Annotated in this window: 11 protein-coding genes and 1 tRNA gene; 4 read left to right on the plus strand and 8 right to left on the minus strand. The window is 42.7% G+C overall.

Annotated features, from left to right (window positions below; all coding sequences use genetic code 11):
- Positions 1-88 precede the first annotated feature (88 nt).
- The 4 genes from SALWKB2_RS04430 to SALWKB2_RS04445 all read right to left on the minus strand — a co-directional run bounded on the left by SALWKB2_RS04430 (position 89) and on the right by SALWKB2_RS04445 (position 5008).
- Complete coding sequence (locus SALWKB2_RS04430) at positions 89-1483, minus strand: efflux transporter outer membrane subunit (RefSeq protein WP_025330475.1); 1395 nt, start codon at positions 1481-1483, stop codon at positions 89-91.
- Complete coding sequence (locus SALWKB2_RS04435) at positions 1480-2739, minus strand: HlyD family secretion protein (RefSeq protein WP_025330476.1); 1260 nt, start codon at positions 2737-2739, stop codon at positions 1480-1482. The genes SALWKB2_RS04430 and SALWKB2_RS04435 overlap by 4 nt, the downstream gene beginning before the upstream one ends.
- Before the next feature lie 17 nt (positions 2740-2756).
- Positions 2757-4490, minus strand: a complete 1734-nt coding sequence (locus SALWKB2_RS04440) for an MFS transporter (protein ID WP_025330477.1) — start codon at positions 4488-4490, stop codon at positions 2757-2759.
- Positions 4491-4932: 442 nt separating this feature from the next.
- Positions 4933-5008: transfer RNA gene (locus tag SALWKB2_RS04445), tRNA-Thr, on the minus strand.
- Positions 5009-5209: 201 nt separating this feature from the next.
- Between SALWKB2_RS04445 and SALWKB2_RS04450 the strand changes: the two genes are divergently transcribed.
- A complete protein-coding gene (locus tag SALWKB2_RS04450) occupies positions 5210-6430 on the plus strand; it encodes a uracil-xanthine permease family protein (protein ID WP_038648796.1) in 1221 nt (406 codons plus the stop codon).
- 308 nt (positions 6431-6738) lie between these two features.
- On the opposite strand, the gene SALWKB2_RS04455 is transcribed toward SALWKB2_RS04450, so the two are convergent.
- Entirely contained in the window at positions 6739-6942 is a 204-nt protein-coding gene (locus SALWKB2_RS04455; RefSeq protein ID WP_025330479.1) for a cold-shock protein, read from the minus strand.
- Positions 6943-7168: 226 nt separating this feature from the next.
- Here SALWKB2_RS04455 and clpS point away from each other — a divergent pair, with 226 nt between their 5' ends.
- Together clpS and clpA are read left to right on the plus strand one after the other, a co-directional pair.
- Entirely contained in the window at positions 7169-7474 is a 306-nt protein-coding gene (gene clpS, locus SALWKB2_RS04460; RefSeq protein WP_025330480.1) for an ATP-dependent Clp protease adapter ClpS, read from the plus strand.
- Positions 7475-7619: 145 nt separating this feature from the next.
- Positions 7620-9914 (plus strand): ATP-dependent Clp protease ATP-binding subunit ClpA, encoded by a 2295-nt coding sequence (gene clpA / locus SALWKB2_RS04465; RefSeq protein WP_025330481.1) that lies wholly within the window; start codon positions 7620-7622, stop codon positions 9912-9914.
- Positions 9915-10136: 222 nt separating this feature from the next.
- Here the strand turns inward: clpA and SALWKB2_RS04470 are convergent, their stop codons facing one another.
- The 3 genes from SALWKB2_RS04470 to SALWKB2_RS04480 all read right to left on the minus strand — a co-directional run bounded on the left by SALWKB2_RS04470 (position 10137) and on the right by SALWKB2_RS04480 (position 13717).
- The gene (locus SALWKB2_RS04470; RefSeq protein WP_025330482.1) at positions 10137-11720 is read right to left on the minus strand and encodes a phosphoethanolamine transferase; all 1584 of its coding nucleotides are present in this window, start codon (positions 11718-11720) and stop codon (positions 10137-10139) included.
- Positions 11721-11727: 7 nt separating this feature from the next.
- Positions 11728-12729 (minus strand): 2Fe-2S iron-sulfur cluster-binding protein, encoded by a 1002-nt coding sequence (locus SALWKB2_RS04475; protein ID WP_025330483.1) that lies wholly within the window; start codon positions 12727-12729, stop codon positions 11728-11730.
- 184 nt (positions 12730-12913) lie between these two features.
- Positions 12914-13717, minus strand: coding sequence for a basic amino acid ABC transporter substrate-binding protein (locus SALWKB2_RS04480; protein ID WP_025330484.1), 804 nt, complete (start codon positions 13715-13717; stop codon positions 12914-12916).
- A gap of 243 nt (positions 13718-13960) precedes the next feature.
- On the opposite strand from SALWKB2_RS04480, the gene panC reads away from it, so the two are divergent.
- Positions 13961-14800 carry a pantoate--beta-alanine ligase gene (panC, locus tag SALWKB2_RS04485; protein WP_025330485.1) on the plus strand — a complete coding sequence of 280 codons (840 nt, stop codon included), beginning with the start codon at positions 13961-13963 and terminating at the stop codon, positions 14798-14800.
- The last annotated feature ends 45 nt before the right edge of the window (positions 14801-14845 follow it).

Below are 14845 nucleotides of genomic sequence, written 5' to 3' on the forward strand. Positions count from 1 at the left end.
GCAAATTTATACATATAAGCAGACTTTATTAAATATTATAGTCTGTTTATTCTGCTTTGTATTCAATCCTGTGCGGTTGTTGCTGAAATTATTTACCTGCAGGTGCTGTCCAGCCTCCGCCAAGAGCCTGATAAAGTGAAACCTGTGAATTCAGATAATCTGCTTTACTCTGAATCAGCTGACTTTGTACGCTCAGTAAATTGCGCTGGCTGTCCAGAACATCAAGATAAGGAGAATAACCTGCACGATAACGATTTGTTGCATGATGCAGGGCATTCGCCAGTGCATCTCTTTCCATTTCCAAAGCTTGTTCCTGTTCCTGCAGGCGATAGCTGCTGGATAATTGGTCTTCAACTTCCTTCAGAGCAGTCAGAACAGTTTTACGATAGTTCCAGACAGCTTCATTACGTTTAGCGACATTCAGATCAAAATTTGCTTTTAATTGTCCGCCTTCGAATACAGGTGCCAGAATACTGCCGCCTATACTCCATAAATTAACCGGTTCTTTAATTGGTGATGTGGTAAACAGACGGCCGAATGTAGCGCTGATTTTCACGGAAGGTAAAAATTGTGCCTGAGCCGAAGCCAGACTGGCATCACTGGCAGCTATTAATAGTGCTGACTGAACTATATCCGGACGATTTTTCATCAAATCAGAAGGCAGTATGTCAGGTATAGCCGGTGCATGCAGTTCCGATAAGGATAAACCGCGTTCAATGGTACGGCTGCTACTGCCTGTGAGCATACTCAGAGCATGTTCCTGCTGGCTGATACTGGATTGAACTATCGGAATCTGTTGCAGTGTGGCTGCATATTCAGCCTGTGCCTGATTCAGTTCCAGTTTGGATGTATAGCCGACATTAGCTTTAGATTGAGCAATTTTTAGCTCTCGCTGACGCGCTTCCAGAGTTTTTTGCAGTAAATTCAGCTTTTCATCAAGTGCACGTAAAGTGACATAAGATTTAACCGTAGTTGTAATGACACTTAGACGGGTCGCTTCTTCGGCAATTTCACTGGCTTGCCGGTTCAGACGACGTGCTTTCCATGCATTACGGTTCTGACCAAAAACATCCAGTTCGTATGCAGCCTGAAATGTTGGCTGTTCTACCCGGTTAATGGTAGCAATACCAAAAGCATTCAGGCTTTTTTGCCGTGAAGTACCGCCGCTGGCTTCCAGACTGGGTAGTAAGGATGCGCGCGAAGCATGTTCCTGAGCGAGTGCTTCCTGTATTCGTGTTTGTGCCAGAGCGATATCAATGTTATTAGCAAGTGCTTCACTGATAAGCCGGTTTAAAACCGGATCATTAAGCTGAGTCCACCATTGTGCATCTGCATTTTGAGCGGAGTGATGATACTGTTCATGCCACTGTACCGGAACATCGACCCGCGCAGCTGCCGGAATGTTCGGAATTCTGGGAATACAACCACTGGCACTGACTGATAGAGCAATCAGGGTAAATAGTCTGATTAAAGGTGTTTTCATGCTTTCACTTTGGTTGTATCTATACTTACTACCACAGACATGCCCGGGCGCAGACGTTCAAAAAGATCATTACTGGTATCAATGCGTATGCGGACAGCGATACGCTGTGGTACTTTAACGAAATTACCTGTAGTGGTATCTGGTTTGATTGCAGAAAACTCACTGCCCGCAGCCGGAGAAATTTTTTCTACGATACCTTTGACTCTGGCTCCGTTCAGGGCATCCACTGTAAACCATGCTGGCTGACCAACACGGATATTGGCTGTCTGTGCCTCTTTAAAGTTAGCGACTACCCATTTGCGAGCAGGTACCAGAAACATTAATTGTGTTCCGGCATTTACCAGCTGACCATTTTTGACGCTGATTTCACTTAACCGGCCACTTTCAGGAGCCCGGACAACGGTATTGGATAAATCAATCTGAGCCAGTCCGAGCTGTGCATGTGCATTATCAACGTTTGCTTTCAGGCCGCTCTTGTTAACATGAGTGCTTTTCAAATCTTCCTGAGCAACCCGATATTGTGCTTTAGCTTCCGCAACTCCGGTTTGAGCCTGTTTTAATGCAGCTCTTGTCTGGTCGCGTTCACGTAAGGAAAGCGAACCATCAGCAACCAGAATATTTACCCGGGACATATCAGCCTGAGCTTTTTCCAGTTGCGCCTGAGCATTGGCAATATCTGCCTCACGGGCTGCCAGAGTTGCTTCTTTACTGCGGCGATTCTGTTCGTAATTGGCTAAAGAGCTATCCTGTAAACCAATTCCGGCTTCAGCGGCTGCAACTTTTTGTTTGTATATCCGGTCATCAATCTGTATGAGTGGCTGTCCAGCCTTAACGTCGTCAAAATCCTGAACATATACCTTAGTAACGTAACCAGTTACTTGAGGACTAATTATGGTAGTCTGACCACGTACATATGCATTATCAGTTGATACCATTGAGTTGCGGAATGGCGGTAATTTCCATGCACGTAAAATCATCAGGACACCAAGCATTAATACCAGCACCAGAATGGCTGTTACAAACCATTTGCGTTTAGGAGGCTGCCACTGGCTGGCTGCCGGCTGGGCAGGTGAGGGATTGGCCTTACTGGCAGAAGCGGATGAGCTGCTTTGCTGATTTGTGCCCGCCTGATTCGTATTTGGCTGTACTGATGTCTGTTCATTAGCGGTTTTGCTTGCTACCGGAGCAGACTGTGCGGTTTGATTGCCGGTTGTTTTCTGATTTTGATCCGGATTGTTTTGTTGTGTGTCAGTCATTATTGTCCTTCTTTATTTTATTGTTTTGGCGGTTCTTGCATTGCACGCTGGCGGGCAGCCGCATAGTTTCTCAGTTCACGCCCGATTGGGTTGGTACCGTGTATCTGATGCCACCAGCGATGTGCGCCGACAACCAGAAAGCAGATTAACGAACCGATTCCCACCAAAACAAATAAATCATTGTAAGCAGCCACTTGTGCCAGCATGGTGTCCTGTTGAATCAGTTTACTGACACCATAGGCATGATTCCAGCTGCTATCAAAACTAAAACGCTGGCTGGCCAGAGCATTCTTCTGAATTGCCTGATTGACTAACGGGTCTGTCAGGTATGCACTGTCTGCGCTGTTAATCAGATGAATGCGTGTTCTGATCGTAATGAAAGCATTAAGTAACGCTGAACCGATTAGCCCGCCGACAGTTTGTGAAAAACCGAATACTGCCGAGAAACTCATGATATATACAGGGTCTTTGGAAAGAGCTCGTATCAGTCCTTCCATCATAACCGGTCCGAAGAAAAACAGCGAAGCAAAGGCAATCATAAACTCGGGAATATAGAAGTTAACCGGTCGTGACCACTGATTCTGTCCAACTTCCATAAAACTGGCCATGGCAATAATGGCAAATGAAATGACCAAAGGTAATTTAATATCAAGAGGGTTGAATGTTAATACACTAGTAAGTAATCCGAGTGCAGCACCACAGGAAACAACCGCATAAAAATGTATCATCTGGTCATTACTCAGGCCTAAAGCTGTCATCAGACCGGCCGCACCCATATTTTGTTCAGATAAGGCAACCCGTATCAGTGAACCGAAAATCAGTATCTGGAGCATACCGTTGGTATGCATCATCCATTTGATATCCAGCATCGGGCGTTTGCGGTTGTATTCAATAATCACGGAAAGCATACAGCATACGACGCCGGCTACAAACAGCCAGCCAATCCAGTCTTTGTCCCACCAGACAATTCTGCCTTGTACCGCTCCTGCAGAAATAAAGGCAATTCCGGCAGCCAGCAAAGGGAAGCTTATCAGATCAATTTTTTCGAAAGATTTTTCCAGATAGCCAGAGGGAATAGGTAACAGCCATACTGCACCGCAAACCAGCAATGCCATACCTAACTGAAAGCTGAATACAAGCTGGAACTGTTCATGCTGTAATAGCAGGGGAGAAATAAATCTGGCCAGTGGCTGGCTGAGCTGAGTAAGCCCCAGCCCGAATATCATGCCTTTACCACGATGGATAGCAGGCATTGCCTGCATCATGTAATACATGGCCATACTGTTTAAACTGCCGCCTACCAGCCCGCTCATGCCACGGGCGAATAATTCCATATGATAGTCATGAAAGAAAAATTGGAGACAATTAGTCAGTATCAGCCCAAGAATGATATAGCCTACATAACGCGGCAACCCGAAATTCTGGCGGATTTTAAAAAGTAATACACTGATAATGGCGCTGAACATGTAATAGGATACCTGTATCCAGCCGCCCTGTTCAGGTGTCAGTCCCAAGTAGCCCTGAATTTGGGGAATGTTGGCCAGCATCATGCCATTGGTAAATCCGGCAGTTAAGCCAACGATTGTTCCAATGATGCCGTAGCATAATCGCCTTTTCCACGGATGGTCGGGAAATGACGGTGAGCCCGCCATCATGGGGCGTTCATGCGGTTTTAACTGATAGGTATTTTGAGACATGGATTTTTTACTGCAATATACATATGCTGATGCCGCTACAATTAAAAATGCCATCCAGTAATCCTGATTAACTCAGATGGATGGGCGAAAACGTTCAGCGTGTAAGTATTCTAAAACAAATTTTTGGTTTCTGCTAACAATATTTTAATATCTGTGATAATAACTCTGCTTTAGAATAACGGATATAAATTGTTAATTTTTAAAATTATTTATCATTGTATAAATATAAAACCATTGTGTCTGTAAATAAATCTCAAGTGATTGAGATAAATTACGATTACATAAATATACGATAATTAAAACAGACAAGACCGCATATTAGTTTAATGCAGGATAGGACGAAAGTTCAGTAATTACTGATTGATTTTTTAGAGGCAGACATGAGTGATAATCACTCATAAGTATTAACTTATTTTGTTAATAAAAATTCAGAAGAGTAGATGGTCGTTAAAAACAAAAAAGCATAATCCTGAGATTATGCTTTTTTGTTTTTAACTGGTGCCGGCACCAAGAGTCGAACTCGGGACCTTCTGATTACAAGTCAGCTGCTCTACCAACTGAGCTATGCCGGCGAAAGAGGAGCGCATTATGCGCAATAAAATTAAATCGTGCAAGCCCTTTTAGTGATTATTTTTTAAATTTACAATTAAACTGCTGTTTTAACGATTAATTAAAATATTCAAGTTTTAGCCTGACGGCGACAAACTATAACTATTTTTTATAACGTCCTATATTATAATACAGGGTTTTGTTTATTTATCGGGAGTGTCAGGGTGGGACACCATTTGAAACTCGCGCTTGCCGGCGCGCAAATTCTGTTTGTAGCATTTGGTGCTATGGTTCTGGTACCGTTGCTGACAGGGCTGAATCCGGCACTGGCATTAATGGGTGCAGGTATAGGTACTTTATTATTTCAACTTTGTACTAAACGTAAAGTACCGATTTATCTTGGTTCCTCTTTTGCGTTTATTGCACCGATTATTTATGCCATGCAGGAATGGGGACTTAGTTCAACTATGTTTGGTCTGTTTGCTGCCGGCTTTATGTATTTTGTTTTTGCCGCATTAATTAAATGGCGCGGTCTGGCTTCAGTACATCGTTTACTGCCACCAGTGGTCATTGGTCCGGTGATTATGGTGATAGGTTTATCGGTGGCTGTGGTAGCGAGCAGTATGGCTATGGGCAGATCCGGTGATAAGCAGGTGGTTGATTACGCTCATTCATTATTTTTGTCCGGTTTCACATTTGCTGTAACGGTTATTGTTACAGTATTCGGCAGCAAAATGATGCGGCTGATTCCGATTCTGATCGGTGTGGCTGCCGGTTATATTATGGCCTTATTTACCGGTATGGTAGATACCAGTGCCATGGCAGCGGCACCCTGGTTTGCTGTGCCGCATTTCGCTACACCTGAGGTTAACTGGCAGGCTGCACTGTTTATGCTGCCCGTAGCTATCGCACCAGCTATTGAGCATATTGGCGGAATCATGGCGATTGGTAAGGTAACAGGCCACGATTATGTCAAAGACCCCGGTTTGCATCGGACTTTGCTGGGTGATGGTTTGGGTGTATGTGTGGCCGGTCTGATTGGCGGCCCTCCGGTTACTACTTATGGAGAGGTTACCGGCGCGGTGATGATTACTAAAAACAGTAATCCGGTAATTATGACCTGGGCAGCCGTTTTTGCAATTTTTATGGCTTTTTTTGGTAAGTTTAATGCTTTTCTCAGCTCTATTCCGTTGCCGGTAATGGGCGGGATTATGTTGTTGCTGTTTGGTACTATTGCTTCATTAGGCTTGAAAACGCTGATTGATGCCAAAGTGGATTTGATGGAACCGCGTAATCTGGTGATTGTCAGTTCCGTACTAACTGTCGGTATCGGTGGTATGGTTGTGAAGATTGGTACGATGGCTTTTGCTGGTGTGGGTCTGTGCGCTTTACTGGCGATTGTGCTTAATTTGCTGTTACCGGCTAAATCATCTGTTCAGTCCTGATAGATTATTTAAACGATTTATCCTGTAAAAAACCGCAGCTTGTTTATTGCTGCGGTTTTTGTATTTGGATATTAATTCTGTCTTCTAAGATAGTTTCAGTAAGAAATATATCAATTCAGATACAGGAATTTCAGGACAAATTACGTGCAGGAATATTAACTGTCTGAATATCAACGGCCAGTTAAATAGAGATTAATGATACAGATAAATATTTAGATCATTATCCTGCAAAAGACAATTTCTTCAATTTCAAACAGAAAATAGCGGCTTTTGCCGCTATTTTAGACTAACCGGACAACCGGCTAAGATTAAGCTGCCTGAATATTAGCCGCTTGTTTACCTTTTGGACCGGTGGTCACATCAAAAGATACACGTTGACCTTCTTTCAAGGTTTTGAAACCATTCATGTTGATTGCAGAGAAATGTGCAAACAAATCTTCGCCACCTTCATCTGGGGTAATAAAACCAAAACCTTTAGCGTCGTTAAACCACTTAACAATACCAGTTGCCATGAAACTTCCTATACATAAAAAACAAAATAAAGAACAAGTTTACGACACAAAAAGGCCAAAAAAATAGTGAACGACTGTACAACAGTTTGTCTGGCAGTCTATGTCTGACTTGTTAAGTAGTCTTTTTACATAGGTTAAGAACTAACGTCAAGCAAGCTTACCGAAAAATGATAAAATTATTAAAACCGTTACTAAAAACCCACAGATACATGTAGATTAATAGACAATGTCAAATTCGAAGATACAAATTGTTAGCCAGAGCCAGAAATCCATGATAATGCCGCCAAAGCGCTATAAAGTGGTTTTGCTGAATGATGATTACACGACAATGGACTTTGTAATTGCAATTTTAATGGATGTGTTTCATTTACCACATACGCAGGCCATAGCTATTATGCTGATGGTGCATGAATCAGGCAGCGGGATATGCGGTGTGTTTCAAAAAGATATTGCAGAAACAAAATGTAATCAGGTTTTGTCACGCTCGGAAGCAGCCGGTTTTCCTTTACAGTGTTTGGTAGAAGAGGCCTGAATTGCCTGTTTGGGTAATTACGGGTGAAATATTAGTTCTGCGGGCGCTACTTGAATTTTATCGTGTATGCTTCATGTTGTTTATACAAGTGAATAAAATTGGTTGCAGTCGCTATTGATAACGTTACTTTGTCAGGAGGTCGGATATGATTTCGGCACAGCTTGAAAAAATTCTGCAATATGTTTATGCCGAGGCTCGTAGCCGTGCCTTCGAATTTATTGGAGTGGAACATTTATTGCTCGGCCTGTTGCAACAAAGTGAAGATGTTAGTGAAGTATTACAGGCTGTGGGTGTAGACAATCATTTGCTGGCTAAACAGTTACAACAGAGTATTTATGAAAACACTCCGGTTTTGCCGGATAATGAGCTGGAACAGTCTGAATTACAGCCTACACTGGGTTTTCAGCGGGTTTTACAGCAGGCTATCGTGCATGTACGTGCGGCTCAGGCAAAAGGAGAGGTAACGCCGGTTGATGTATTGGTTGCGATAATGTCGGAAAAAGACAGTCATGCTGTCTATTTTATTGAATCGCAATCAGTAACCCGTCTGGATGTGCTGCGATATCTGACACTGGGTAATCATCGTTTTTCTCAGGATAAAAATACCGAGCAGAATAATGAAACAGAAGCAGCCAAAGCAGAGGCAAAAGCACTCGAACTGTATACAGTGAATCTTAATATGGAGGTAATGGCCGGACGTATTGATCCGTTAATCGGACGCAATGAAGAAATGCAGCGTCTGATTCAGACATTGTGTCGACGGCGCAAAAACAATCCATTACTGGTAGGTGAGGCTGGTGTAGGTAAAACTGCTCTGGCAGAAGGACTGGCCTATCTGCTGGTGAATGAAAAGGTACCTGAATCTATTAAGGGGTCAGTAGTTTTTTCTCTGGATATGGGCGCACTGCTGGCCGGTACCAAATATCGTGGTGATTTCGAAGCACGCCTGAAAGCAGTAATCAAAGAATTAAGTGAGCTGGATAAAGCTGTGTTGTTTGTTGATGAAATTCATACCATCATCGGAGCTGGCAGTGTGTCCGGCGGGACAATGGATGCATCCAATCTGCTTAAGCCCGCGTTAGCTAAAGGAAGTATGCGCTGTATTGGTGCCACTACGTATCAGGAATACCGTACTATTTTTGATAAGGATCATGCATTAAGCCGGCGTTTTCAGAAAATAGATGTAGTAGAACCTTCCGTACCGGAAACGGTACAGATATTGCAGGGCTTACGTCCGGCATTTGAGCACTTTCATCAGGTACGTTATACCCGTGCAGCATTACAGGCTGCTGCTGAGTTATCCGCACGCTATATAAACGAGCGATTTCTGCCTGATAAGGCGATTGATATCATTGATGAGGCAGCTGCTGCACAAAAAATTCAGCCGAAATCCAGACAGCGTAAAGTTATCGGACGGGCTGAGATTGAGGCTATTGTCGCTAAGGTGGCACGTATTCCGGAAACTGCTGTTTCTCATGATGATAAGCAGGTATTGCGTTTTCTGGCCGATAACCTGAAAGCAAAAGTTTTTGGACAGGATCAGGCTATTGATGTACTGGCTGCATCAATAAAAATGGCTCGTTCCGGTTTGAAACCGGCTGATAAGCCGATTGGCAGTTTTCTGTTTGCCGGGCCTACCGGCGTCGGTAAAACTGAGGTTGCCAGACAGCTGGCGCAGTTGCTGGATTTACCATTACTACGCTTTGATATGTCTGAATATATGGAACGGCATGCAGTTTCGCGTTTGATTGGTTCACCGCCGGGCTATGTTGGATACGAGCAGGGTGGATTGTTAACTGACGCGGTGAATAAACAGCCGTATTGTGTGTTACTGCTGGATGAAATTGAAAAAGCCCATCCTGATGTATTTAATGTGCTGTTACAAGTGATGGATTATGCCAAACTCACAGATAATAATGGACGTAGTGCGGATTTTCGTAATGTAATTGTCATTATGACCACTAATGCAGGTGCTGCCGAGCTTGCCAGACCGAATCTTGGATTTACCGGTCAGCGTGAACAGTCTGACAGTTTGATTGCTATTAAGAATACTTTTACTCCTGAATTTCGCAATCGCCTGGATGCTATTGTTCCATTTAAGGCATTGGATGAACAAATTATTGCGAAAGTGGTTGATAAGTTCTTGCTGGCTCTGGAACAGCAGTTATTGTCTAAACAGGTTGTGGCAGAATTTACACCGGCTCTGCGTGTTTTTCTGGCTAAAAATGGTTTTGATGCAGCAATGGGTGCGCGTCCGATGCATCGTCTGATACAGGAACGTATCCGTAAATTGCTGGCAGATGAATTGCTGTTCGGAAGGTTAAGTGAGGGCGGTGCTGTGCTTATAGATTATCTTCCGCAGTCAGATGAAGTAGTACTGGATTTTGCGGATTCTCAGGAAGCTGATCAGAACAAATTTGAATCAGTAACAATTGAATAATTATGTTAAGAATGTCAAAATTAAGATAAAAAAAAGTGTGGCGAAGAGCCACACTTAAACACACACATCAAGAGGAAACCAATCAAAGTAAATTCATTATAATGTTTTTGTTCAGAAGTGTTTTGATTCATATCAAATGTAAAGCTTTAATCTGAAATTATTTGAAAAATTTAATCTCTCTGCTTTGTAAAAAAACAGAGAGATTGTTTTTTTATGTAATTGTCACTGCAATTGTGCAGGGAGAGGATCGTTTTGCAGCTTATCTACAGGTTGTAACCGCTGATTGAGATCCAGAACCTCTAGCTGAGTACTGTCCGTTTCACTGAAAAATTGTTTACTATACGGCAGTTGCGGGGTGCTGATTCCCAGCCATTGTGCAACTCCATCCAGCAATTCTAAACCGCTGCGCCGTGCTTTGTTACGTAATTGTCCGGTTTCATTGCTGCTGATAATCACTAATGGTACGTGGTAGTTCTGATAGAAGTGATCATTATGACGAAGAATACTTTCAGAACGCACGAGGCTGTTTTTTTCATAACTGTTTTTATCGTGACTTAAACCGTGATCGCTGAAATACAACATACTGAATGGCTGACCGCTGTGCTGTAATGCACTATATATCTGACTTAGTAAATTGTCTGTCTGCCGGATAGTGTCAATATAGCAGTTACTGTTGTTATTATCGACATAGTGATGCGCTGGTTGTGGAAGACGGTCGCACGGATTAGGATGAGAACCTATGATATGCAGCGCAATCAGCCGTGACCGATTCGCAGGCAGTGGCTGATTTAAAACTTTTTGCAGCGGTGCAATAAGCTGATCATCAAAGCTGCGTATACCAAAATCGTATCCGGTTGTTTTCAGAAAAGTCACCTGATTTGCCTGATGAGCAATAGTGGAAATTGATGTATCGTATTGTCCGAGAGCCCCCTGATTAGATAACCAGACAGTATCCATACCGGCTTTTTTAGCCAGAGTAATAATATTATTCTGAATGCTGAAAGGTTTGCCATGGCTTAGCGTTAAGCCGTGTAATAATGAAATAGGTGTGTTGGGTCCGGCAGACAGCATATTATCCATAACAATATTGGCATGTTTATCCAGAAATGGTGTATCTGCATATTTAAAGCCATACAGATGCATATAGTCTGCACGTACACTTTCGCCGATAATCAGTACATAGTTACGATAAATCTGATGGCTACTGCTGATTTGCCAGTTGTCAGGTTTGGCTAAATCCTGCTTCATTTTTGCCAGTTCAGCAAAATAGGCTCGTGGTTTCAGATAGGCATCTGCTAAAAATTCCACCGGCTGTGCGCGCAACGCAAAACCACCGGTTGTATAGCCCTTACGTGCTGTCTGTACTGTCATTACCATCAGAATCAGTACCAGCGGAATACTCCAGTAAAAACGCCAGCGAGGTGCTGCGGCTTGATGATTGAAACGAACAATAAACAGCGGAACGGCAGCCAGTAAAATAGTAGCAAGATAAGTGTGCCATGGAATAGCACCAATATATTCACTTGCTTCACTGGCGGTTGTGCTTAATAACGAAGCAACAATGCCGAAACTTGGCCGGCCATACAGAGTAGCAGTAGGGTGGTATAAGAGAATAATAATCGCACTTAACCACATCAGCCAGCGCCATATACTCGGGAAGAAACGCTGTAAAAGCAGCATAAGCAGCCAGGTTTCAATAATCCGGTTAGGATTCGGCGGATAAGCCAGCGCATAAATCATTACCAGACTGTAAATAAGTAATAACACAATCATCAGCAGATAATGTTTACGAGGTGTCAGTTTCATAAATAACTCAGGATGCAGGAGTAAAATTATCGGCAAAGAAAGCTGTTTCTGCCAGAGCAGTCTGTTTGAGGAATAAGGATTGTGCGCTGGCAATCATTTGCGGATGTCCGCATGCATATACTTCATGGTTGCTCATGTCAGGATAATCATTTAAAGCAATATCCTGTACATACCCTCGAGCTCCTTTCCAGGCTGATTCTGGACGGGACAGTACCGCAGTCCACTTTGCCTGTACCAATTCGGCGCAGAGATTGTCCAATAAGGCAGCATCGTACAAATTTTCTTCTGCGGCTACTCCCCAGTATACATGGATAGCCTGCCGGTATTGCTGTTCAGCCAAAGTATTCAGCATAGCTTCAATTGGCGCAATACCAGTACCAGAAGCCAGCATAATTAATGGTTTTTGCTGTTTACTCAGTTGAAAGCTGCCTAAAGGTCCGTGAATGTGAATAATATCTTTTTGCTGAAGCCGTCCGTCAAATAATTGTTCAGAAAAAACACCACCCGTATGGCGGCGGACATGAATAACCAGTTGACGAGTATCGGTATTAAAACCGGCGATAGAGTAACTGCGGCGTAAATTATCAGCGAGAACAATATCGACATATTGTCCGGCTGTAAAGTTAAACTGTTTTTTTAGCGGCAGTTTCAGGGTAACAATGGCTACATTGGCACAGTAGCGAATATCATCAATCCGCGCATTCAGCGTTTGAACCGGCTGATTATTTTTACCCTGATAATTGGGTAGATAAAGTGTTATATCACTTTCAGCACTCTGACAGCATAATAAAATATCCTGCTGAGTGCTGTCTTTACTGTTCAAGGCCGCCTGTGAATTGATTTCAGTAGTTTTGCCCTCGGTCAGTTGCGCCTTGCAGGCACCACAACAGCCACTTTTACAGGCATGCGGCAGCATAATACCGTTTTCAATAGCCGCATTAAGCAGTGATTCCCCTTGTTTTGCGTAAAAAGTTTCACTTGCCGGTAAAACAGTTATCCGATAACTCATATCTGTTTTGTATTATTTTAAAGGAAACGATTATTTTAGAACCTTGCCAGATAAAAGCCAAATCAGGAGGTAAAAAGTGATAATAAATACCGCAGAGCAGATTACATTATTGTTTAATGAAAAAAGCCTGTTATGCTAAATAACAGGCTTATCATGAATACTGCCTGAAAAGGCAGGGAAAGATTTAGTTGGAAAAGTATTTGGCGTAAATTTTGTCGTACTCGCCACTGGCACGAATTTTTTTCAATGCATCATTCAGTTTTTCTACTGTGGCTGTATCACCTTTGCGTACCACGAATCCATAATGGTCTACACCGAATTCCGGTACCTTATTAATAGTAAATTTATCAGCACCGTTGGCTTTAACATAATTACTGATAACAGCACCATCTGATACCATGGCCTCAACTCCGCCATTTTCCAGCTCTTTAATGGCTAAAGGTACACTGTCAAAACGGGCAATTTTGGTACTTTGGGCACCAAGTATCTTCTGAACTGCCAGATCACCGGTCTGACCACTTGCAACAGCTACGCGTTGCATATTATTTAATTCAGCCAGAGAATGAAAGGTTTTTGCTTTTGGTGTCAGTACCATCATAGAAATATCAAAGTACGGATCGCTGAAAGTCATACTTTGTTTACGTTCATCAGTGATGGTTACCCCGGAAGCTACTATATCTAAATCGCCATTATTCAAGCTGGCAAACAGACCATCCCAGGGCTGGTCTTTAAACTGTATTTTGAAATTACCGGCTTTAGCCATTGCTGTAAGCAAGTCAATATCAAAACCGGTAAGTGAACCATCAGCGGTGCGTGACTCAAAAGGGGCAAATTCGGCATTTGTGCCCACAATATAAGTTTTATCGGCACCAGACTGTGTAGTTGCAGGTACAGATGCAGATTCTGAATTATTTTTACTTCCGCCACAGGCCGTTAGCACCAGTGCAGAGCACATGGCCGCAGCGGCGAACCAGTGTTTGATTTTCATAAATGCTCCTTGAGTTTAGATGGGTTAATTGGCTAGGAAATATGTTCTATACAAAAATTTACATTTGATAATACGCATCCTTACTGCCATGTCTGGTTTGATAGTAACATATTTAAATGATGACACAAGCTTTATAGATACTCTGTAATGTAGGTTTGCAGTGTTATAATTTCACCCTCACATATACATGACATTTATTAACAGTATATAAATTATGTGTGTTTTAGTTTTACAGGATAATTTATGCATATAATACATACCATTGCTGAAATGCGTTCATGGCGCAGGCAGGCTGAACGTGTAGCCCTGGTACCGACTATGGGTAATCTGCATGAAGGTCATTTGTCACTGGTACGTACAGCTAAAGCTTATGCTGATTCAGTGGTAATAAGTATATTTGTTAACAGGATACAGTTTGGTGCCGGGGAAGATTTTGATAAATATCCGCGTACTTTAGAGCAGGATGTAGAAAAGCTTAAAGCAGCTGGTGCCGATGTGGTATTTGCACCCGATGAAAGCGAGCTTTATCCAAATGGTGTGCAGAGTTATTTTGTTGAACCGCCGGCAATCCAGAATGAGTTATGCGGGCGCAGCCGACCGGGGCATTTTCGCGGTGTGGCGACAGTAGTAACTAAATTGTTTAATATTGTTCAACCTGATGTTGCCTGTTTTGGTAAAAAAGACTATCAGCAACTGGCTGTGATAAAAGGCATGGTTCAGGATCTGAATATGGATGTAGAAATCATTCCGGTAGAAATTGAACGTGCACAAACCGGTTTGGCTTTATCCAGCCGTAATGGTTATCTTTCGGCACAGGAGCATGTACAGGCAGCACAGCTGTCTGCACAGTTACAAAATATTGCCGATGCAATTAAGCTGGGAAATACTAACTTTTCGGCTTTGGAAAATAGTGCCGCAACTTATTTGCAACAAAATGGATGGCAGGTTGATTATATTGAAATCAGGCAGGCACAAACACTGACAAAGGCTCAGATATCCGATAAAAATCTGGTTATTCTGGCTGCTGCAATTTTGGGAACTACCCGTTTAATTGATAATATAGAAGTCAATTTGTCGCATTAATAATAAAAATAGTCTGTTAACCAGATATTAACCATAAGGCAGCGT

The sequence above is a fragment of the Snodgrassella alvi wkB2 genome (genome assembly GCF_000600005.1).
Taxonomy (GTDB): Bacteria; Pseudomonadota; Gammaproteobacteria; order Burkholderiales; family Neisseriaceae; genus Snodgrassella; species Snodgrassella alvi.

What these genes read in the sequence shown, in the direction of transcription:
- SALWKB2_RS04430 (WP_025330475.1), bottom strand. Translation starts at nt 1,483, where the DNA reads ATGAAAACACCTTTAATCAGACTATTTACCCTGATTGCTCTATCAGTC.
- SALWKB2_RS04435 (WP_025330476.1), bottom strand. Translation starts at nt 2,739, where the DNA reads ATGACTGACACACAACAAAACAATCCGGATCAAAATCAGAAAACAACC.
- SALWKB2_RS04440 (WP_025330477.1), bottom strand. Translation starts at nt 4,490, where the DNA reads ATGGCATTTTTAATTGTAGCGGCATCAGCATATGTATATTGCAGTAAA.
- SALWKB2_RS04455 (WP_025330479.1), bottom strand. Translation starts at nt 6,942, where the DNA reads ATGGCAACTGGTATTGTTAAGTGGTTTAACGACGCTAAAGGTTTTGGT.
- clpS (WP_025330480.1), top strand. Translation starts at nt 7,169, where the DNA reads ATGTCAAATTCGAAGATACAAATTGTTAGCCAGAGCCAGAAATCCATG.
- clpA (WP_025330481.1), top strand. Translation starts at nt 7,620, where the DNA reads ATGATTTCGGCACAGCTTGAAAAAATTCTGCAATATGTTTATGCCGAG.
- SALWKB2_RS04470 (WP_025330482.1), bottom strand. Translation starts at nt 11,720, where the DNA reads ATGAAACTGACACCTCGTAAACATTATCTGCTGATGATTGTGTTATTA.
- SALWKB2_RS04475 (WP_025330483.1), bottom strand. Translation starts at nt 12,729, where the DNA reads ATGAGTTATCGGATAACTGTTTTACCGGCAAGTGAAACTTTTTACGCA.
- SALWKB2_RS04480 (WP_025330484.1), bottom strand. Translation starts at nt 13,717, where the DNA reads ATGAAAATCAAACACTGGTTCGCCGCTGCGGCCATGTGCTCTGCACTG.
- panC (WP_025330485.1), top strand. Translation starts at nt 13,961, where the DNA reads ATGCATATAATACATACCATTGCTGAAATGCGTTCATGGCGCAGGCAG.